16 protein-coding genes are annotated in these 19,868 nt (G+C 64.8%); 12 read left to right on the top strand and 4 right to left on the bottom strand.

Going from position 1 to position 19,868, the window contains the following annotated elements; all coding sequences use genetic code 11:
- Nucleotides 1-59: 59 nt before the first annotated feature.
- Nucleotides 60-1,136 (top strand): alanine racemase, encoded by a 1,077-nt coding sequence (alr, locus tag GA645_RS25320; protein ID WP_152226574.1) that lies wholly within the window; start codon nucleotides 60-62, stop codon nucleotides 1,134-1,136.
- Here the strand turns inward: alr and GA645_RS25315 are convergent, their stop codons facing one another.
- Nucleotides 1,137-3,008: a GGDEF domain-containing protein gene (locus GA645_RS25315; RefSeq protein WP_152226572.1), complete on the bottom strand. Its 1,872-nt coding sequence runs from the start codon at nucleotides 3,006-3,008 to the stop codon at nucleotides 1,137-1,139. It lies immediately after the preceding gene.
- A gap of 197 nt (nucleotides 3,009-3,205) precedes the next feature.
- Here GA645_RS25315 and GA645_RS25310 point away from each other — a divergent pair, with 197 nt between their 5' ends.
- From GA645_RS25310 to GA645_RS25270, 9 genes are all read left to right on the top strand, one after another.
- Complete coding sequence (locus GA645_RS25310; RefSeq protein ID WP_152226569.1) at nucleotides 3,206-5,461, top strand: YgiQ family radical SAM protein; 2,256 nt, start codon at nucleotides 3,206-3,208, stop codon at nucleotides 5,459-5,461.
- Nucleotides 5,462-5,649: 188 nt separating this feature from the next.
- Entirely contained in the window at nucleotides 5,650-6,897 is a 1,248-nt protein-coding gene (locus GA645_RS25305; RefSeq protein WP_152226567.1) for a parallel beta-helix domain-containing protein, read from the top strand.
- Nucleotides 6,894-8,018 (top strand): SO2930 family diheme c-type cytochrome, encoded by a 1,125-nt coding sequence (locus tag GA645_RS25300; RefSeq protein WP_152226565.1) that lies wholly within the window; start codon nucleotides 6,894-6,896, stop codon nucleotides 8,016-8,018. The genes GA645_RS25305 and GA645_RS25300 overlap by 4 nt, the downstream gene beginning before the upstream one ends.
- Nucleotides 8,019-8,126: 108 nt before the next feature.
- On the top strand, nucleotides 8,127-8,972 hold the full coding sequence (locus GA645_RS25295; protein ID WP_152226563.1) for a mechanosensitive ion channel family protein: 846 nt from the start codon (nucleotides 8,127-8,129) through the stop codon (nucleotides 8,970-8,972).
- A gap of 337 nt (nucleotides 8,973-9,309) precedes the next feature.
- Complete coding sequence (gene pilV / locus GA645_RS25290) at nucleotides 9,310-9,837, top strand: type IV pilus modification protein PilV (protein WP_256676023.1); 528 nt, start codon at nucleotides 9,310-9,312, stop codon at nucleotides 9,835-9,837.
- Nucleotides 9,838-9,847: 10 nt separating this feature from the next.
- Nucleotides 9,848-10,648 carry a PilW family protein gene (locus GA645_RS25285; RefSeq protein ID WP_152226559.1) on the top strand — a complete coding sequence of 267 codons (801 nt, stop codon included), beginning with the start codon at nucleotides 9,848-9,850 and terminating at the stop codon, nucleotides 10,646-10,648.
- Nucleotides 10,645-11,187: a PilX N-terminal domain-containing pilus assembly protein gene (locus GA645_RS25280; protein WP_152226557.1), complete on the top strand. Its 543-nt coding sequence runs from the start codon at nucleotides 10,645-10,647 to the stop codon at nucleotides 11,185-11,187. The genes GA645_RS25285 and GA645_RS25280 overlap by 4 nt, the downstream gene beginning before the upstream one ends.
- 15 nt (nucleotides 11,188-11,202) lie before the next feature.
- Nucleotides 11,203-15,357 (top strand): pilus assembly protein, encoded by a 4,155-nt coding sequence (locus GA645_RS25275; protein ID WP_152226555.1) that lies wholly within the window; start codon nucleotides 11,203-11,205, stop codon nucleotides 15,355-15,357.
- Nucleotides 15,354-15,791 (top strand): type IV pilin protein, encoded by a 438-nt coding sequence (locus tag GA645_RS25270; protein ID WP_152226553.1) that lies wholly within the window; start codon nucleotides 15,354-15,356, stop codon nucleotides 15,789-15,791. Before GA645_RS25275 ends, GA645_RS25270 begins: the two co-directional genes overlap by 4 nt.
- 8 nt (nucleotides 15,792-15,799) lie before the next feature.
- On the opposite strand, the gene GA645_RS25265 is transcribed toward GA645_RS25270, so the two are convergent.
- Entirely contained in the window at nucleotides 15,800-16,387 is a 588-nt protein-coding gene (locus GA645_RS25265) for a TIGR00730 family Rossman fold protein (RefSeq protein ID WP_152226551.1), read from the bottom strand.
- Nucleotides 16,388-16,757: 370 nt separating this feature from the next.
- On the opposite strand from GA645_RS25265, the gene azu reads away from it, so the two are divergent.
- Both azu and GA645_RS25255 read left to right on the top strand, forming a co-directional pair.
- Nucleotides 16,758-17,204: an azurin gene (gene azu / locus GA645_RS25260; protein WP_152226549.1), complete on the top strand. Its 447-nt coding sequence runs from the start codon at nucleotides 16,758-16,760 to the stop codon at nucleotides 17,202-17,204.
- A gap of 121 nt (nucleotides 17,205-17,325) precedes the next feature.
- Nucleotides 17,326-17,952, top strand: coding sequence for a hemolysin III family protein (locus tag GA645_RS25255; protein ID WP_152226547.1), 627 nt, complete (start codon nucleotides 17,326-17,328; stop codon nucleotides 17,950-17,952).
- Between the two features lie 69 nt (nucleotides 17,953-18,021).
- Here the strand turns inward: GA645_RS25255 and nadE are convergent, their stop codons facing one another.
- Nucleotides 18,022-18,849 carry an ammonia-dependent NAD(+) synthetase gene (nadE, locus tag GA645_RS25250; RefSeq protein ID WP_152226545.1) on the bottom strand — a complete coding sequence of 276 codons (828 nt, stop codon included), beginning with the start codon at nucleotides 18,847-18,849 and terminating at the stop codon, nucleotides 18,022-18,024.
- Between the two features lie 98 nt (nucleotides 18,850-18,947).
- Complete coding sequence (locus GA645_RS25245) at nucleotides 18,948-19,844, bottom strand: LysR family transcriptional regulator (RefSeq protein WP_152226544.1); 897 nt, start codon at nucleotides 19,842-19,844, stop codon at nucleotides 18,948-18,950.
- Nucleotides 19,845-19,868: the final 24 nt, after the last annotated feature.

Genomic DNA, 19,868 nt, shown 5'->3' with positions numbered 1-19,868 from the left:
ATCGCATGGCCGACGGGCGTCTTAAAATGGACGCCCGTTTCGTTTCAGGACCCGCAGCCATGCGTCCGCTCGTCGCCACCGTCGATCTTTCCGCCATCCGCCACAACTACGCCGTCGCCAAGCGTTGCGCGCCGGGCCGCCAGGCGTTCGCGGTGGTCAAGGCGAATGCCTACGGGCATGGCGCGCGGGAGGTGGTCAGCAGCCTGCACGATGAGGCCGATGGCTTTGCCGTGGCCTGCCTGGAGGAAGCCGCGGAGGTGCGCGCGCTGCACGCCGATGCCCGCATCCTGCTGCTGGAGGGCTGCTTCGAGGCGAACGAATACCTGATCGCCGCGCAACTGCGCCTGGATGTGGCCGTGCAGGGGCCGGAGCAGGCCCAGGCGCTGCTCGCCGCGCAACTGCCGACCGCGCTTAATGTCTGGATGAAGCTGGATTCCGGCATGCACCGCCTGGGCTTCTCGCCAGAGGCGATCCGCGACTGGCATCCGCGCCTGCGCCAGGCGCCGCAGGTGGCCGAGCTGAACCTGATGAGCCACTTCGCCAACGCCGACCTGCGCGGTGATGACCTTACCGAAGACCAGGTGGCCTGCTTCCTCAGCGTGCTCGACCTGGACTTCGACCAGCGCTCGCTGGCCAATTCCGCCGCCGTGCTGACCATTCCCGCTGCCCACATGGATTGGATTCGCCCTGGCATCATGCTCTACGGCGCCACGCCTTTTGCCGATATCGGCGCGGCCGAGCTGGGCCTGCGCCCGGCGATGAGCCTGGAGGCGCAGTTGATCGCGGTACGCGAGGTGCCGGTCGGGGAGAGCGTTGGCTACGGCGCCAGCTGGGTGGCGCAGCGCCCCTCGCGCATCGGCACTGTGAGTTGTGGTTACGCCGACGGTTATCCGCGCCATGCGCCGAGCGGAGCGCCGGTACTGGTGGCTGGGCGCCGGGTGCCGCTGGCCGGTCGGGTGTCGATGGACATGCTGGCGGTCGACCTCACCGATCTGCCCCATGTGGAAGTTGGCGAGCCTGTCGAACTGTGGGGCGCGAACCTGCCGGTGGACGAGGTGGCGAGCCACGCCGGAACCATCGGCTACGAGCTGCTGACCAAGGTCACCGCCCGTGTGCCGCGTCGCTATCGCAGCTGATCAGGCGCGGCCTTCCGTGGTCTGGCCGTTGTCCTGCCAGAGCTCGCTGCCCTCGTTGCCGCTCTCGTTGGCGATGGCGTAGCTCGCCCGGCCGTTGCCCTTCACGTCATACAAGGCCTGGTCGGCCGCCTTGTACAGCTTGCTGAACTGCATCGCATGGCTCGGGTAGATGGCCACGCCGATGCTGGGGGTGACGCGCAGTTCCAGTGCGTCGAAGAGCACCGGACGCGACAGCTCGTTGAGAAGACGCTTGGCGATCTCGCGGGCATGGCCTTCGGCGTCAGGGCCGGCAATCAGCGCGGCGAACTCATCGCCGCCCAGGCGTGCCACGCAATCGCTGGCGCGCACGCACTGGCGCAGGCGATGCCCGACGTTCTGCAGCATGAAGTCGCCGGCATCGTGGCCGTGGCTGTCGTTGATCGGCTTGAAGTGATCGAGGTCGATCAGCATCAGCGCCAGGGTTTCGCCGTTCTGCTGGGCGCGCTCCAGCGCCTGCTCGGCGTGTTCGACCAGGAAGCGGCGGTTGGGCAGGCTGGTCAGCGGGTCGTAGTGCGCCGCGTGTTGCAGCTGGGCCTCGCGCTCACGCAGCAGCTGGTTGCTCTGGGTCAGCTCGGCGGTGCGTTCGGCGACCGCCTGGGCCAGGTCCTGCTGCGCGCTCTGCATCATCGAGAGGCGTGCGTTCTTCTCGCGGTTGGCCTGCTCCACCGCATGTGCGCGTTCCCGCTTGAGGCTGCGGATGCGCGAGGTGAGGGCGAAGGAGAAGAGCACCGACTCCATGGCAACGGCGATCGGGAAGATGTAGGTGGTCATCGGCTGCGGCTGTACCACGGCCAGCGCACGCATCACCGAGATACTCACGCTGCCGAGCACCAGGCCGAAACCGAGTAGATAGAGGAAGGCGGGGAGGGAGCCCTGGCGCCAGCGGGTCAGCGCGGCGCCCATCGCAGCCGGTACGCCGATCAGGGTGATCACCACCAGCATCCAGCTGGCGACACTGCGCAGCTGCAGGGCGCTGAGCAGGATGGTGAGCAGGTACAGCGCGCAGTTCAGGTTCAGCAGGTGGTGCGCCCAGCGCACGTGCCGGCGGGTCTGCAGCAGGGTGATGGTGAAGCGGTGCACGCACAGCCCCCACAGTGAGGGCAGGGTGATGCGGTCCAGCCACCAGGGCACCGCCTGGTCGGGCCAGAGGTACTTGAAGCCGTGGCCGGTCATGCCGAGGCTGAACAGCAGCGCCGCGGCGGTCGTCAGCACGTACCACAGGTAGGCGCGGTCGCGCAGGGTCAGCAGGATGAACAGGTTGTACAGCAGCAGGGCGGTGATCAGGCCATAGACCACGCCGAGGAAAAGGTTGGTATCGGCGCGGTGGTCCTGCAGGTCGTCCAGCGCCCAGACGCGCAGCGGGAAGGAGTTGCCGGCGGGGTCAAAGGTGCGCAGGTAGATGCGCAGGGGGCCGTCGCCTTCGGGCAGGTGGAACACCGGGCGTCGATAGGTACGGTCGCGGCCGGCGGAGAAGGGCACCGACTCGCCGGAGAGTCGCTCGACGTAGCGCCCCTGCTCATCGGGCAGGTACAGGCGCAGGTCCTTGAGGTTGACCGCGTCCACTTCCAGCCACCAGCCGCCGGGCGGTGTTTGCCGGCGGTCGAGGTCCAGGCGCAGCCACCAGGCGCTGGGGCTCTGGCCGACGCTGGTGCGGCCGTTGGCCGGAACGAAGCCAGCGCTGCGCTGCACTTCGTCGAACGGCATCCCGCCGTCGCGATCCTCGAGGAGTTCCAGGCTACCATTGAGCCAGGTGCCACTGGCGCTGGAGTCCAGCTCGACTGCGGCGGCCTGGCCGACCAGCAGCGCGAGCATCAGCACGAAAAGATGACGCACGACACGCACTCCCTGTGCCTCGGGGCATCCCGGCACCTACTGCGGATAGTGGCTGAAGTATAGCCATATGATGGCACTGACGAACCGGCGCGTGCCGGTTAAATCTGAGTTCGCTGGTCGGATTTGTACACTTTTTGTGCTATATTCCGCGCCCGCGTTTTCCGCGATACCTACTTCGAGATACCCCGGTGCCCGTGATGCAAGCCGTCAAACCGCTGTTCGACTATCCCAAGTTCTGGGCCGAGTGTTTCGGTCCGGCGCCTTTCCTGCCCATGAGCAAGGAAGAGATGGATCAGCTTGGCTGGGATTCCTGCGACATCATCATCGTCACCGGCGATGCCTACGTTGACCATCCGTCGTTCGGCATGGCCATCATCGGGCGCCTGCTGGAAGCCCAGGGCTTCCGCGTCGGCATCATTGCCCAGCCGGACTGGCAGTCCAAAGACGACTTCATGAAGCTGGGCAAGCCGAACCTGTTCTTCGGCGTGGCCGCCGGCAACATGGACTCGATGATCAACCGCTACACCGCCGACCGGAAGATCCGCTCCGACGACGCCTACACCCCAGGCGGCAATGCCGGCAAGCGCCCGGATCGCGCCAGCATGGTCTACAGCCAGCGCTGCCGCGAGGCGTACAAGGGTGTGCCGATCGTGCTCGGCGGCATCGAGGCGTCGCTGCGCCGCATCGCGCACTACGACTACTGGCAGGACAAGGTCCGCCACTCGATCCTGATGGACGCCAAGGCGGACATCCTGCTGTTCGGCAACGCTGAGCGCGCCGTGGTGGAAGTGGCCCAGCGCCTGTCCGCCGGCGAGTCGATCGAATCGATCACCGACGTGCGCGGCACCGCATTCGTGCGCCGCGACACCCCCGAGGGCTGGTTCGAGCTGGACTCCACCCGCATCGACCGTCCGGGCAAGGTCGACAAGATCATCAACCCGTACGTGAACACCCAGGACACCGCCGCCTGCGCCATCGAGCAGGAGAAGGGCGAGCAGGACGACCCGAACGAAGCCAAGGTCGTCGAATTGCTGCCGCACCCGCGCCTGGAACGTGACCGCACGGTGATCCGCCTGCCGTCCTTCGAGAAGGTGAAAAGCGACACGGTCCTCTACGCCCACGCCAACCGCGTGCTGCACCTGGAGACCAACCCAGGCAACGCCCGCGCCATGGTCCAGCGCCACGGCGAGACCGACGTGTGGTTCAACCCGCCGCCCATCCCGCTGACCACCGAGGAGATGGACTACGTCTTCGGTCTGCAGTACGCCCGCGTGCCGCACCCGGAATACGGCGGCGCGAAGATCCCGGCCTACGAGATGATCCGCTTCTCGGTGAATATCATGCGTGGCTGCTTCGGCGGCTGCACCTTCTGCTCCATCACCGAGCACGAAGGTCGCATCATCCAGAGCCGCTCGGAAGATTCGATCATCCGCGAGATCGAGGAAATCCGTGACCGCGTGCCGGGCTTCACCGGCGTCATCTCCGACCTCGGCGGGCCGACCGCGAACATGTACCGCATTGCCTGCAAGGACCCGGAGATCGAGCGTCACTGCCGCAAGCCGTCCTGCGTCTGGCCGGGCATCTGCGAGAACCTCAACACCGACCATTCCTCGCTGATCCAGCTGTACCGCCGCGCCCGCGACCTGCCGGGAGTGAAGAAGATTCTCATCGCCTCGGGCCTGCGCTACGACCTGGCCGTGGAGTCCCCGGAGTACGTCAAGGAGCTGGTGACGCACCACGTCGGCGGCTACCTGAAGATCGCCCCGGAGCACACCGAGGAAGGCCCGCTGTCGAAGATGATGAAGCCGGGCATCGGCACCTACGATGCCTTCAAGCGCATGTTCGAGAAGTTCTCCAAAGAGGCGGGCAAGGAGCAGTACCTGATCCCGTACTTCATCGCCGCGCACCCGGGCACCAGCGACGAGGACATGATGAATCTCGCCCTGTGGCTCAAGCGCAGCGGCTTCCGCGCGGACCAGGTGCAGGCCTTCTACCCGTCGCCCATGGCCACCGCCACGGCCATGTACCACTCGGGCAAGAATCCGCTGCGCAAGGTCACCTACAAGAGCGATAACGTGGAGATCGTCAAGGGCGAGCGGCGCCGCCGCCTGCACAAGGCCTTCCTGCGCTACCACGACCCGAACAACTGGCCGATGCTGCGCGAGGCCCTGAAGGAAATGGGTCGCGCCGACCTGATCGGCAACGGCAAGCACCAGCTCATCCCGACGCACCAGCCGACGGGCGATGGCAGCTACCAGAGCGCACGCCGCAAGAACTCCACCCCGGTGGGCAGCAAGAAGACCGGCAAGCCGCTGCTGACCCAGCACACCGGCCTGCCACCGCGCGCCAGCGACGGCTCCAAGCCGTGGAACAAGGCCGAGGAAGGCAAGGCCACCGGCTACGCCAAGGGCAAGAAGCGCAGCTCCAAGCGCCAGCCGAACATCCCGCGCTGACCGAAGGTCTCGCTGCGTGATCCAGACAAGCCCCGCAATTGCGGGGCTTGTCTATTTCGGGGGTGGCCAACCGGTCGCGCCGCTGTAGCCCGCGAATGGCGCGGGTTTTCTGCATTTGGGGGCTACCCACGGAAATTACTTGGCACTATAGTTCCAGAACCATAAGAACAAGACCGGAGTGTCCCGCCATGCGTCTCGCTTGCTTGTCCCTGATCGCCGTCTCCGTTGCCCTGGCCGCCTGCGGCGAAGGCGACAAGCCCACCGCCGTTGTCAGCGCCGATTTCCAGAAAGACCTGCAAGCCCGCCTGATCAAGGCCAAGGCCGGTGATGTCATCGACATCCCGGCGGGGACCTACCACCTCGACCGCAGCCTGAGCCTGAAGGTGGATGGCGTAACCATCCGCGGCGCCGGGATGGACAAGACCATCCTCAACTTCAAGAACCAGAAGGCCGGCGCCGAAGGCCTGTTCGTCGATGCCTCCGACTTCACCATCGAGAGCCTCGCCATCGAAGACGCCAAGGGCGACGGCCTGAAGGTCATCGGCGGCAAGAACATCGTCATCCGCAACATCCGCACCGAGTGGACCAACGGCGCCTCCACCGACAACGGCGGCTACGGCATCTATCCGGTACAGACCGAGAACACCCTGCTCGAAGGCAACGTCGCCATTGGCGCCTCCGACTCGGGCATCTACGTCGGGCAGTCGCGCAATGTGGTGGTGCGCAACAACCGCGCCGAGCGCAATGTCGCTGGCATCGAGATCGAGAACACCATCGGCGCCGACGTCTACAACAACGTCGCCACCGACAACACCGGCGGCATCCTCGTCTTCAACATGCCTAACCTGCAGCAGCCGGGGCGTGGCACCCGCGTCTTCGACAACGACGTGCAGGGCAACAACCACGACAACTTCGGCCACAAGGGAACCCCGGTGGCCAGTGTGCCGGCCGGTTCGGGCGTGGTGGTGAACTCCAACGACGACGTGGAGATCTTCGACAACAAGATCGGCAATCACAAAACCGCCAACGTCATCATCAGCAGCTACTTCAGCACCAACTATTCGGACAAGGCGACCCAGCCGAATTTCGATCCCTACCCCGAAGGCATCTACATCCACGGCAATACCTTCGGCCCCGGCGGCGACAGCCCCGACCACATGGAACTGAAGGCGCTGAAAGTCGCCAAGTTCGGCCTCAACGGTCGCCTGCCGGACATCCTCTGGGACGGCTACTTCAACGAGAAGCGGCTGGTCGACGGCAGGCTGCCCGAAGCTCTGGCCATCTGCATCGACAACGGCAGCGCCGGCATCGTCAACGTCGACGGGCCGCACGGCTACAAGGACATCAGCACCGACATGAGCTCGCACCAGTGCAAGCTCAAGCCGCTGCCGAAGATCGAACAGGCCGGGCTGGGCGAGAAGGGCAACAAGGCATGATCAAACCCGCTTCGTTCCTGTTGTCGCTCGCCCTGGCCGCTGCACTGGCCGGGTGCGGGCAGGAGAGCAAGCCGCGTTATCAGCCCGAAGGCGACGACTACCCGGAAAAGCTCAGCGGCTGGGGCATGCTGCACCTGGCGGGCGGCCACTTGACGCCGGCCGCCGAGGTGTTGCCCTATGACCTGAACACCCCGCTGTTCACCGACTACGCGCACAAGCTGCGTACCGTATGGATGCCGGACGGGCAGTCGGCGCAATATGCCGAGGACCGCTTCGACTACCCCGTCGGCACCGTGCTGACCAAGACCTTCTATTACCCCAGGGACGCCCAGGGCAACCTGCTGCAGAACAGCCAGGATGATCGCGATCCCAAGGCTGGGCTCGACCTGGGCAAGGTCCGTCTGGTGGAAACCCGCGTGCTGGTGCGGCAGAAGGACGGCTGGACCGCGTTGCCCTACGTGTGGGATGCCGACCAGCGCGAGGCGCGCCTGGAACTGGCCGGCGACAGTCCGGTGCTGGAGCTGACCGCCGAGGACGGCAGCAAGACCTCCTTCACTTATATGGTTCCGGACGCCAACCAGTGCTCGGAATGCCATGCCGAGCAGAAGGGCGGCGGTATCGCCCCGCTGGGGCCGAAGGCGCGCCACCTGAACAAGGACTTCGCCTACGAAGGTGGCAGCGAGAACCAGCTGCAGCACTGGCAGGCGCGCGGCTTCCTCAAGGGCCTGCCGGCGCTGGCGCAGGTCCCGCAGAACGCGCTGTGGGGCCATCCGCGCGCAGGCGAAACCCTGGAGAAGCAGGCGCGCAGCTACCTCGATGCCAACTGCTCGCACTGCCACAACCCCAAGGGGGCTGCGCGCACTTCGGGTTTGTACCTCGATCCTCATACCCCGATTTCCATCGCCTCCGGAATCTGCAAACCGCCGGTGGCGGCGGGCGGCGGCACGGGTGGCCGGCTGGAGGACATTCATCCCGGCAGCCCGGAGAAGTCAGTGCTCAGCTATCGCGTAGGCAGCGACAAACCGGGTGACATGATGCCCGAGCTGGGCCGGACCCTGGTCCACCGCGAGGGGCTGGAAATGCTCAATCGCTGGATAGCCTCACTGCCCGGCGACTGCTGATGGACATGGTCAGAGCCCGCCAGGGCTCTGGGCTGCGCGCTGCGGCGGGCAAACGGCTGGGGCCGTGCTAGCTTTCATCAGGTCCCTTTCTCTCGCAGGTGCGCTTCCATGGAAGATACGAACATCGTCAATGTAGGTACGGAGAAGATCAACGCGCTGTGGGCGACGGTTTCGCAGTACGCGCTCGAGTTCGGTGTGAAGATTCTCGCGGCCATTGCCTTCTGGGTAATCGGCCGCTGGCTCATCGGCCTTGCCGTGAGCATGGTGGAGAAGGCCCTCGCCAGGCAGAGCGTGGACCCCACGGTACTGCGCTACGTCGGTTCCTTCATCACGGTCACCCTGAACATCCTCCTGGTGATCGGCATCCTCGGCTACTTCGGTGTGCAGACCACCAGCATCGCCGCGCTCATCGCAGCGGCTGGCGTCGCCATCGGCATGGCCTGGTCCGGGCTGCTGGCGAACCTCGCGGCGGGCGGCTTCATCATCGTCCTGCGGCCGTTCAAGGTGGGCGACTTCATCACCGCCGGCGGCGTCACCGGCACGGTGAAGGAGATCGGCCTGTTCGTCACCGCGGTCAACACTCCGGACAACGTCCTGACCCTGGTGGGCAACAACAAGATCTTCAGCGACACCATCCAGAACTACAGCCAGAACTCCTTCCGCCGGGTGGACCTCAAGGCGCAGCTCTCCGGCGCGGCGGATTATCAGGCTGCGGTCGCCTTGCTCAAGGAGCGCATCGCGCAGATCCCCAACGTGCTGAGCGAACCTGCGGTGGATGTGGAAATCCTAGAGTTCAACCTGGTCGGCCCGGTACTGGCGGTGCGTCCGTACTGCCACAACGACAGCTACTGGCAGGTCTACTTCGATACCAACCGCACCATCAAGGACGCCCTGGGCAGCAACTTCCCGGCGCCGATGCCGGCGCAGACGGTGATCGTGCAGCAGGCGCCATAAGCGCAGCGGCCCCGTATCTTTCCATTCCCTTGTGCCGCCCCGTCATGGGGCGGTTTTTTTTGCCTTTGCCTTGACCCGTCCGGGTGATCTCGCTCAACGGCGAGAGGGGTTGGCTGTACCAATTCCACTGACCGCTGGGATTTGCTTTGCATTCCTCTCGGACAAATCTCGCTCGAACGCCATCCCTGTCTGACTGACCCGGTCCGCTTCGCGGTCGCAGGCTACTCACATCTGGTGATAGAGATCACCTCTTCAGGTGTGAGGAACAGCCATGCCCCCTCCTTGGCATCCCGCCGTTTCAGGCAGTGGGTCTGCGGGTGATCGATATCCACAGGTCGTGCACGCGACGGTCACGACACGCACGCTCGGCTTCAGCCTGATCGAGGTGCTGGTGGCGGTCGTGCTGACCTGCATCGGATTGCTGGGAATGGTCGCCCTTCAGGGGCGCTCGCTGCAGTACATCCAGGATTCGGCGCAGCGCAATACCGCGGCAGCACTGGCTAACGACCTGGTGGAGATGATTCGCTTGCGCAGCGCGGGCCAGGCGGTCCCGGCGGGCTACCTCAAGCCTGCCGGTGCGAGCTTCCCTGGCACGCCGGCCGATTGCGCGAATACGCCCAGTGCTGCCGAGCAGCAGCTGGCCTGCTGGGCGCTGCGGGCCGGTGCGTTGCTGCCGGGCGCCAGGGAGCTGCTGGTCGACGAGTTTCATATCTGTCGCTCGGCCGCGGAAAGCCACTGTGCCGCAACGGGGGACGTCCTGGAGATCCAGTTGGCCTGGAGGGTCAGGCCCGGCGAGTGCCTGGATAGGCGTGCAGCGGACCCGCCGGAGCCGATCTGCCGCTATCTATTGCGTACCCGGATCTAGGAGGTGGCCCATGGACGGCGCGGACCATCAGGGTGGATTGTCCCTGGTTGAATTGATGATTGCGCTCGCATTGAGCAGCTTTCTGATCCTGGGGATCACCCAGGTCTACCTGGACAGCCAGCGCACCAATCTCTTTCAGCAGGGACAGTTGCAGAACCAGGAGAGCCGACGCTTGGTGTCGTTGTTCCTGCAACAGGAACTGAGCAAGGCCGGCTATCGAAGAAGCCCTGCCACACAGGATATGGACGCAGCATTCGGTGAGGCCTCCGGCGGTATCGTCAAAGGTTGCAGCTTTGCGCCGGGCCAGGCTGTGCAGTATGTGGGGCGGTCGGCGATCTGCATTCGCTATCAGCCACGCGACAGGTCGGATCGCGACTGCCTGGGAAACCGGGCTCCCAATGTTGCGGAGCTGGCCGAACCGTATACCGGCACCCACTTGGTTTTCGTCGAGAAGATATACCTGGGCAGTAGCGGTGATTTGCGCTGCGCCAGTGCCCAGGGGGATGAGGCGCTGGTGGATGGGCTGGTTGATCTGGTCTTCCAGGTGGCGGTAGCCAGCAGCACGCAACCCAGGGCGCTGGCGCGGCACGTCAGCGGCGCACCTGGCGACGGGCAGACTGTGGTCGGAGTTGGCTACAAGACGTTGCTGCGCAGCAGCGGGAAGCAGCTTCGTGATGCCGTCGGCAAGGCAACGGCTGTCGCCGACTGGACGTTGTTGACCGGCGCGGGGGCCGCCACGGTTTCGGGCGATGCCGGTCAGTTGTATCAGGTCAGCCAGGGTACCGTGATGCTGAGGAATCTCATGCCATGAGGCGCCCGGATGATCGGTTCTCCCAGCGCGGGGCCTCGTTGTTCGTCGCGCTGATTCTCTTGCTGATCATGACGATGCTGGCCTTGTCCGGGGTCAGAAATGCTGTGATCGAATCGCGCATCACCGGTCACGTGGCCGTGCAGCAGCGATTGTTCAATGATGCCGAAGCGGGGCTTCGCCGCACCGAGGTGCGTGTGGGCTCCTACCCGGCCGCGACGCTCAATGCGCAGGCGCTGACGTGCAGCCAGCAGATGTGCATGCCCTACCTCGATGCTGCGCACAGCGGCGGCTATGGCGCTCCGCGCTTTGCGCCAGGTGACGAGGTCGCCATGGACGCTGGTCCATCAGGCTCGGAAGGCGGAACCGTCAAATGGTATGTGGCGCTGATCGGGGGCGCTGCCGACTGCGTCAGCACGGAATGCACGGCCGGCGGCAAGGGCGGGACCTTTCTCTATGAGGTCAACAGCTGTGCCGGCGATTGCGCCGGCCAGGGCAGCCTGAAGCTCCGCTCGGTGTATGCCAAACACCATGATGATTGAGCAGGGAGGCTGCCGATGAATATGCATCGATACGGAATTCTGCTGTTGGCAGGGCTGCTGGGCCATGCCGTGCCGGACGCTTCCGCAATGGTGGAGACGATCCAGGCGACGGGAGTGGAGCCGGCGCAGATTCCGCTGTTCGTCAGTCCCTCCATGCCGCCCCTGAACCTCCTGGTAGTGGGTTGGGATCGGAAGCTGTTTCTTCCCGCCCACAACGATGCCAGCGACAGGATCGGCGATGGAGTTCCAGGCCATCGGTACGATCCGGCTACCACTCATTACGGCTATTTCGACTCGGGAAAGTGCTATCGGTATGCAAGTGATGATCAGATGTTCGTGCCGGTTGCGTTCACCGGCAACAAGGTTTGCAGAAGCAGCTCCGGGCGCTGGAGTGGGGACTTTCTCAACTACCTGACCGCATCGCGAGCCGACGCTATGCGCAAGGTCCTCTATGGCGGCTATCGCTCGACGGACACCGAGGACGAGACGGTGCTGGAGCGCTCGTTCATCCCCCAGGGCGACCTTGCCTGGACTCAGGAGTATGCCGGTTTCGCTGACGCCGGATTCGATCTCGCGGACTACACGCCCTTCTCCGCACCCGCCGGAGCGCGTCGTACCTTGTTCACCAATGGCAGCGTCTTGGCCAGCGGCGCGACCTACCTCAGCGTTCTGCCTGATGTGGCCGATCTGCACGTCTGGGACTGGCCAGCGCGTGCAGGGGCTGAGGGAGCACAGGCACGGAACATCGCCCCGATCGACTTCGTCGTGAGAGTCCGAGTGTGTGTGCCGGGGCTGCTGGAGGGCAACTGCAAGCAGTATCCCAGCAAGCACTACAAGCCGGTGGGATTGCTGCAGGAGTACGGCGAAGACGAGCAGATGTACTTCGGTTTGATGATGGGCTCGGGTGTGGGCGAGCAACCCAGTGGCCTGTTGCGCAAGGCCATCAGTTCTTTTGCGGGAGAGGTCGACGCGAACAGCGGAATCTTCGGTGTGAAAGGGAAGGGCGGAGCCCATGCCAAGCAGGCGCTCATCGCCAGCCTCGACGCCTTGCCTGTTCAGAGCCCTGCAATCTGCACTTCGACGAACAGCAGCACCTGCCCGGGCGAAGCAAATCCATTGGGTGGGATCATGCTCGATGCGCTGCGCTACTTCAGTGGTGCTGCGAGCCACGCCGCCGCCTACCGTTCTGCGGAGGAGGGTATGAACTGGGGCGACCCCTACGGATCGAGTTTTGCCCATCGTTGTTCGCCGCCTTTGCTCACGGTGGTCAGCGATGCGAGCCCGAGTTTCGACTCTCAGCTTCCGGGGAGTCCCTTTGGCTCGTCTGGCCAGGTCAGCGGCAGCTTGGCCCAGTTGGATGTTTCCGTGCTGGGCAGAACCCTCTGGGATCATGAGATCGGGAGTGGTGCAAGGCGCGTCGCCATTGGCGAAGTCAGTAGCGGCGCCACCGATGCCGCGCCGACGGCCAAGTTGGCGAGCAGCTTCGGCAGCCTGCGCGGATTACCTGAAGAACCGACCAAGGAAGGGACCTACAACGCCGCCAGTGTCGCGTACTACGGCAATCTGAATCCCATCACCACCACAGGCCTGCCGGTCAGGACGATGGTCCTTGCTCTCTCTTCACCCCTGCCTGGAATCCGAATACCGGTAGGGGACGGCATGGTTACCCTGATTCCTTTCGGCAGGGTCATAACGCCGGGCGGGCCCGCAGTGCCGGCGCAAGTGAGTGCCTACTTCGTGCAGTCGATGCACAACCTGCCGGGGCAGAAGGTGTCCGCACAGGTGAATGGCGGGCGCCCGCAGGTACTGCTGCGCGTGGCGTTCGAGGGTGACGCCATCGTGTTGTACAGCGCCAAGGTCAATGCGGACAACACGTTGAGTGTCACCCTGAGCGCGGCTCCAGTCGGCGCTGGCCGGGCATTGCACCTGGGGTACAGCATGGCCGGGACTACGCGCGATGGCCTCTATCTCGAGGTATCGGGTGCCGACACGCTGAGCGATCCGTCCGATACTCCACCGGGGCACTGGCCAGGCGCGTGCAAATCACCCGGCAGTAAATGTCCTAAATTGGAGGCCAACAGCTCGGCCCGCACCCTCGTCCCCGACAGGAGAAATCAACTCACTCCTCTGCGGAATCCTCTCTGGTACGCCGCCAAGTGGGGTGGGTTCGATGCGCGGCGGTCACCCTTGCCGGTCGATGGTGAGTGGGACTCGCACCAGTCCGGCATCCCGGACAATTACTTCCAGGTGACCGATGCGGCTCGCTTGAAGGCGCAGCTGTCCCGAGCGCTCGAGCCGATCCTGCAAAGCCACACCACCATCACCGCCCCCGTCGTCGTGCAGCCGACACTCGGTGGGGAGGAGTTCGAGCTCTACAGCACGCAGTTTGAAACCGGCACCTGGAGTGGTGATCTGCTCAAGCGCGTGGTGCCCAGGGCGGGCAGCCCAGCCACTTCGAGGCTGCAGTGGACAGCCAGCGAGCAGCTGCCGCGGTGGAGCGAGCGAAAAATCCTGATGGCCAATGCTTCCGGGACGGGGTTGCAGGACTTCACCTTCGAGCAACTGGCGGGTCGCAGCTTTGCCGGCGCAGCCCTGCAGGAGAATCTGGATGCCTCCCGCGTGGACTTCATCAAGGGCGACACCCGGCACGAGGATATCTATCGCAAGCGCGCGACGCTGATTGGCGACATCGTCAATTCGACGCCTGTCCCGGGCAGCAAGGCAGGCCTGCTGGTTGGCATTGCCGAGCGTCTGGACGGCGGCAATGGCAGCTATCGGGCATTCGCTACGGCGCAGGCGCTGCGGGACGACCAGGTCTATGTCGGGGCCAACGACGGCATGCTGCACGCCTTCAATGCCAAGACCGGCGCTGAAACCTTCGCCTATATTCCGACCCCGGTCATTCCCAATCTCCTGCGGCTCACCGAACGCCAATACGTCAGCGAAGCGGGGCATCACCACTATTTCGTGGATGGGCCGCCTGCCGTATCCGATGTGTATTTCAACCACGGCTGGCACCGGATTCTGGTCGGGACGCTGGGCGCCGGAGGACGCGGCATCTTTGCCCTGGATATCAGTGACCCCAATGCCGTTTCGTTGCTGTGGGAGTTCACGGTGCAGGATGATCCCGAGTTGGGCTACACGCTCTCGGCGCCGGTAATCGCGCGCCTTCACAGCGGCCAATGGGCGGTGCTGCTGGGTAATGGCTACGGTGGCAGAGACGGGAAGGCCAGCCTGCTCCTGCTCGACGTCGCCGATGGGCGCCAGTTGGCCAAACTAACGACGTCGGAGAGCGGGGCCAATGGGCTTTCGGCGGTCAATGCGGCGGATGTGAATGGCGATGGCATTGCCGACTATGCCTACGCGGGCGATCTGCGCGGCAATCTGTGGCGGTTCGACCTGATCGATGCGGGGGCAGACGACGCCCTGAGTTCGACATCTGCCGTGAGCGCCTCGCGTTTCGCCGTCTCCTTCGGCAACAAGCCGCTGTATCACGCGACCGGCCAGGCGATTACCGCCGCGCCAGCTTTCATGAGGCATCCCTCCGGCAAGGGGCTGATGGTCCATTTCGGCACGGGGCGTTATTTCTCGGCCAGTGACAAGGTCTCCGACGCGCTGCAATCGGTCTATGGCATCTGGGATCGCCAGACAGACGGCGCTGCAGCCAGGGCGACCGCGCATCTCAGCCGCGACGATCTGCTGGCGCAGACCCTCGAGACCGAGAACCTGGCGGGAAGCCGCAAGGTAAGCCAGAGGCCTATCGACTGGACGCGCGACTCCGGCTGGGTACTGGACCTGCAGGTCGGCGGCCGCTTGCGAGGTGAGCGCGTCATCGCTGCGCCCAAGGTGCGTGGGAATCTGCTTCAGGTTGTCACGGTGACGCCCAATGCCGACCCCTGCTCACCTGGATTGGAGGGCAATGTCCTGGTGATTGGCGCGGGCACCGGAGGGGCGACGCCGTTCCCGGTGTTCGACCTGAACGGCGACGGCAAGGTGGATGACCAGGACCGGGTGAGCGGTACGCTTCCCAGCAGCGTTCCGGTTGCGGCGGGAGGCGTGACCTTCAGCGGCGATTCGCTGTTCGACGTCGGCGGCAAGCAACTCAAGCTTGCGCTCGGCGAACTCAGCGGCCGGCAGACCTGGACACAGATGCCGGAGACCGGGAAATGAGCAGGACCTTGGAAACGGGCGTCACCCTCGTCGAACTCATGATGGTGCTTGCCATCGCTGCCATTCTGGCGGCGATCACCTACCCCAATTATCAGCAGTATGTCGTGCGTACCGGTCGGACCGAGGGCCAGGCGCTATTACTCGACGCGGCTGCACGGGAGGCGCGCTACTTCGCCCAGAACAACAGTTACATCGTGGCGACCGGGGAGCTCGCCAAGCTGGGATTGCCGCGTGTGACGGCAATGGGGGCGGGCTCCGCCAGCGGCAGGTACCTGCTCACGGTGGAACCTGGAGCGGAGGCGGACGGCGGCTATCGGCTAACAGCCACGCCGCAGGGTACTCAGGGGCAGGACCTGAGTTGCGGCGCACTGAGCCTGAATACCCTGGGAGAGCAGCAATCGGCAGCGGGCGACGCGGCCGATTGCTGGCGCTGAGGGGCGGCTCAGGTCGGTTTGCGATCCACCCACTTGGGCGCCGCGGAGGGCGTCCAGGCCAGCAGGGCGTCGATCAACTCGGCTGGCGAGCTGGCGCGCTGGAGCATCTCGCGGTGCTGCGGGCGGACGAAGCGCTCCTGCACCAGATGGTCGAGGAAGGTTAGCAGCGGTTCGTAGAAACCGTTCACTTCCAGCAGCCCCAGCGGCTTGCCGTGGTAACCGAGCTGGCCCCAGGTCCAGACCTCGAACAGCTCTTCCAGCGTACCCAGGCCACCGGGCAGGGCGATGAAGGCGTCGCTCAGTTCGGCCATGCGCGCCTTGCGGGCATGCATGCCGTCCACCACTTCCAGGCGTGTCAGGCCCTTGTGGCCGATTTCCGCCTCTTTCAGGCTCTGCGGAATGATACCGATGACTTCTCCGCCCGCAGCCAGCGCGGCATCGGCGACCATTCCCATCAGGCCGACCGCGCCGCCGCCGTAGACCAGGCGGATACCACGTTCGGCCAGGTGGCGGCCGAGGGCTTCGGCGGCTTCCTGGTAGATCGGAGTGGCGCCGGGGCTGGCGCCGCAGAATACGCAGATGGAACGCAAGGACATGGAAAGCTCCCACACTGATCAAGGCTGTCAGGGTAACGGCTGTTGCGGGCGCGACCAAGACTTGCGCGGCGAGCGTCAGTCGTGTTGACCGCCCCCCGCACTGGCGGCCAGTGCGTAGCTGGCGAGCAGGGTTTGTAACAGGGGATGAAGTTTCACGGCGCGGACTCCTGTGGTGCCGGGGTGTGGGGTCTATGCTAGACGGGGTGCGCTGATCTGCCTCGTTGATGATTTGGATGAGGCTGATAGACATTTCGAGGCTTGCGCCGTGGCTATTCGCCCGCGCGTTGTTGACCTGGATCAGGGGGACTAGACCGTTCATCGGGCAGTCTCCTCTTCAGGTATCCCCGCCCAACCTGCCTAGGAGGCTTGTATGTTCCGTAAACTCGCTGCTGTATCCCTGCTCGGCCTGTTCAGTGCTCCGCTGCTGGCCGCCGAATGCTCCGTGGACATCCAGGGCACCGACCAGATGCAGTTCAGCACCAATGCCATCAGCGTCGACAAGAGCTGCAAGACCTTCACCGTCAACCTGTCCCACCCCGGCAGCCTGCCGAAGAACGTCATGGGCCATAACTGGGTGCTGACCACCGCCGCCGATATGCAGGGCGTGGTGACCGACGGCATGGCCGCTGGCCTGGACAAGAACTACCTCAAGGATGGCGATACCCGCGTGATCGCCCACACCAAGATCATCGGCTCCGGCGAGAAGGACTCGGTGACCTTCGACGTGTCCAAGCTCAAGGCGGGCGATGAATATGCCTTCTTCTGCTCCTTCCCGGGTCACTCGGCCATGATGAAGGGCACCCTGACCCTGAAGTGATCCCGAACTCGGCCAGGTTCGAAAATCCAGCAAAACGAAGAGCCCGACGCAAGGTCGGGCTTTTTATTTCATGCAACGAGGATAGGGTGTCTCTAGTCGAATTCGCAGTTGGGGGGATGCCATGTATCACGGTGAGCGCTTCAATGCCTGGACTCATCTGATCGGCGCCGTGGCGGCGCTGGTCGGCGGTATCTGGCTGCTGGTTGCCACCAGCCTGCTCGGTGAGCCGCTGCGTATCGTCAGCGTGGCGGTGTATGGCACCACGCTGACGATGCTTTACAGCATCTCCACGCTGTACCACAGCGTGCGCGGGCGGGCGAAGGTCATCCTGCGCAAGCTCGACCACCTGTCGATCTATCTGCTGATCGCCGGCAGCTACACGCCGTTCTGCCTGGTGACGCTCAAGGGCGCCTGGGGCTGGACGCTGTTCGGCATCGTCTGGAGCATGGCGGTGATCGGCATGCTGCAGGAGATCAAGCCGCGTTCCGAGGCGCGGGTGCTGTCGATCATCATCTACGCGGTGATGGGCTGGATCGTGCTGATCGCTGTCGGCCCGCTGTATCGCGCCCTGGGCGGTGCCGGCTTCGCCTGGCTGGTGGGCGGCGGCGCCTTCTACACCGTCGGCATCATCTTCTTCGCCTACGACAGCCGCTTCCGCCACTGGCATGGCATCTGGCATCTGTTCGTGATCGCCGGCAGCCTGCTGCACTTCATCGCCATCTGGCGCTACGTCATTCCTGCGCGCTGAACCCTTGTCCGGCGGAGCCGGCAGCCAGGAGGCGGGCGCGGGAGGATGGCCTCCCGCGCCATTGGCCGATCACGGCGTGGTCGGCAGCGCGCGCTTGTGGCGGGTCTTCTCGAAGGTGCGGACGATGATGTCGAAGGCTTCCTGGCTGACCTCCTGGCCGTGCAGGAAGGCGTCGATTTCCTTGTAGGTCACGCCGTGGGAATGCTCGTCCGGTTTGCCGGGTGCGAGGTCTTCGAGGTCGGCGGTGGGCACTTTTTCCACCAGGTTTTCCGGCGCGCCGAGGGTGCGGGCGATGCTGCGTACCTGGTTCTTCACCAGGCCGGTGAGCGGGGCGAGGTCGCAGGCGCCGTCACCGAACTTGGTGAAGAAGCCCATCACCGCCTCGGCCGCGTGGTCGGTGCCGACGACGAGCCCCTGGCGGGCGTTGGCGATGGTGTACTGGGCGACCATACGGATGCGTGCCTTGGTGTTGCCCAGGGCAAAGTCACGGGTGCCCGGCGGCAGGCCTTCCAGCGCCTGGGTCTGCGCGGCCAGTGCCTGCACCGACGGGCCGATGTTCACGGTGTGGCGCTCGTCCGGGGCGATGACGTCCACCGAATCCTGGGCGTCCTGCTCGTCGCCCTGCACGTTGTAGGGCAGGCGCACGGCGAGGAAGCGGTAGTCCTGGTTGCCCGTCTCGGCACGCAGGCTTTCCACCGCGCGCTGGCAGAGCATGCCGGCGGTGAGCGAGTCGACACCGCCGCTGATGCCCAGCACCAGGGTCTTCATTCCCGAGCCCTTCAGGCAATCCTGGATAAAGCGCACGCGGCGCTGGATTTCCGCCTGGACGTCGTCCGGGCCCTTGAACGGCGGCTGGACGTTCAGCTCGGTCGCGATGGCTTGCTGGGTGGCTTTCATGGATGTACCTCGATCCGGACGGTGACAGGCCGATGCCTGTTGGAATGCAGGAAAAATACCAGCGACTGCGGCGCTGGGTCGATGGTCAATTGCGCCAATCAGGGCGTCTCCACGCGGGCCTGGATCCATTCCACGAAGGCCCGCACTTTGGGCACCGCCGCTGCGTGCTCGGGGTACGCCAGGTAATACCCGCTGCGACTGGCCAGGCCGTGCTCCCAGGCGATCACCAGCTTGCCCTCGTTCAGTTCCTCCTCCACCAGGAAGCGCGGCAGCAGCGCCACGCCGCAGCCGGCCTGGGCTGCGCGGATGCACATGTAGAAGGTGTCGAAGCGCGGGCCGTGGTAGCTGTGTTCGCTGTGCCTGCCCAGGCTGAGGAACCACTCGTGCCAGGCCTCCTGGCGGGTAGCGTTCTGCAGCAGGACCAATTCGGCCAGCTGGGTCGGATCGCTCAGGGGCTTCTCAGGCAGGATCGCCGGCGAGCACACCGGCACCATCTCCTCGCCGAACAGCGGTACGCATTCCGCGCCGGGCAGGGGGCCGGCGCCGAAGAAGAAGGCGATGTCGCAGCGCGATTGCAACAGGTCGCTGGGCTCCAGTTCCTGGCGCAGGTCCAGATGGATGTTCGGGTGGCGGTGGCGCCAGCCATTAAGGCGCGGGATCAGCCAGCGTGCGCCGAAGGTCGGCGGGGTCGCCACGCGCAGGACCTCGGTCTCGCCGCCGTAGGACAGCAGGTAATGGGTGGACATCTCCACCTGGGTGAGGATCTTGCGTACCTCCACCAGGTACAACTCGCCCGCTGGCGTCAGTTGCAGGCGCCGGCGCACACGGCGGAACAGCAGGTGCTGGAGCATTTCCTCCAGTTGCGCCACCTGCTTGCTGACGGCGCTCTGGGTCAGATTCAGCTCTTCCGAGGCGCGGGTAAAACTCAGGTGACGGGCCACGGCCTCGAAGCATTGCAGGGCGGTCATGGACGGCAGGTGGCGTTTGCTCAGCATGGCGGGCAGTTCATGAATTTACGG

Source organism: Pseudomonas sp. SCB32 (assembly GCF_009189165.1).
GTDB lineage: Bacteria > Pseudomonadota > Gammaproteobacteria > Pseudomonadales > Pseudomonadaceae > Pseudomonas.
The sequence above is the reverse complement of the archived record's forward strand: the minus strand, read 5'-3'. Positions and strand labels throughout refer to the sequence as shown.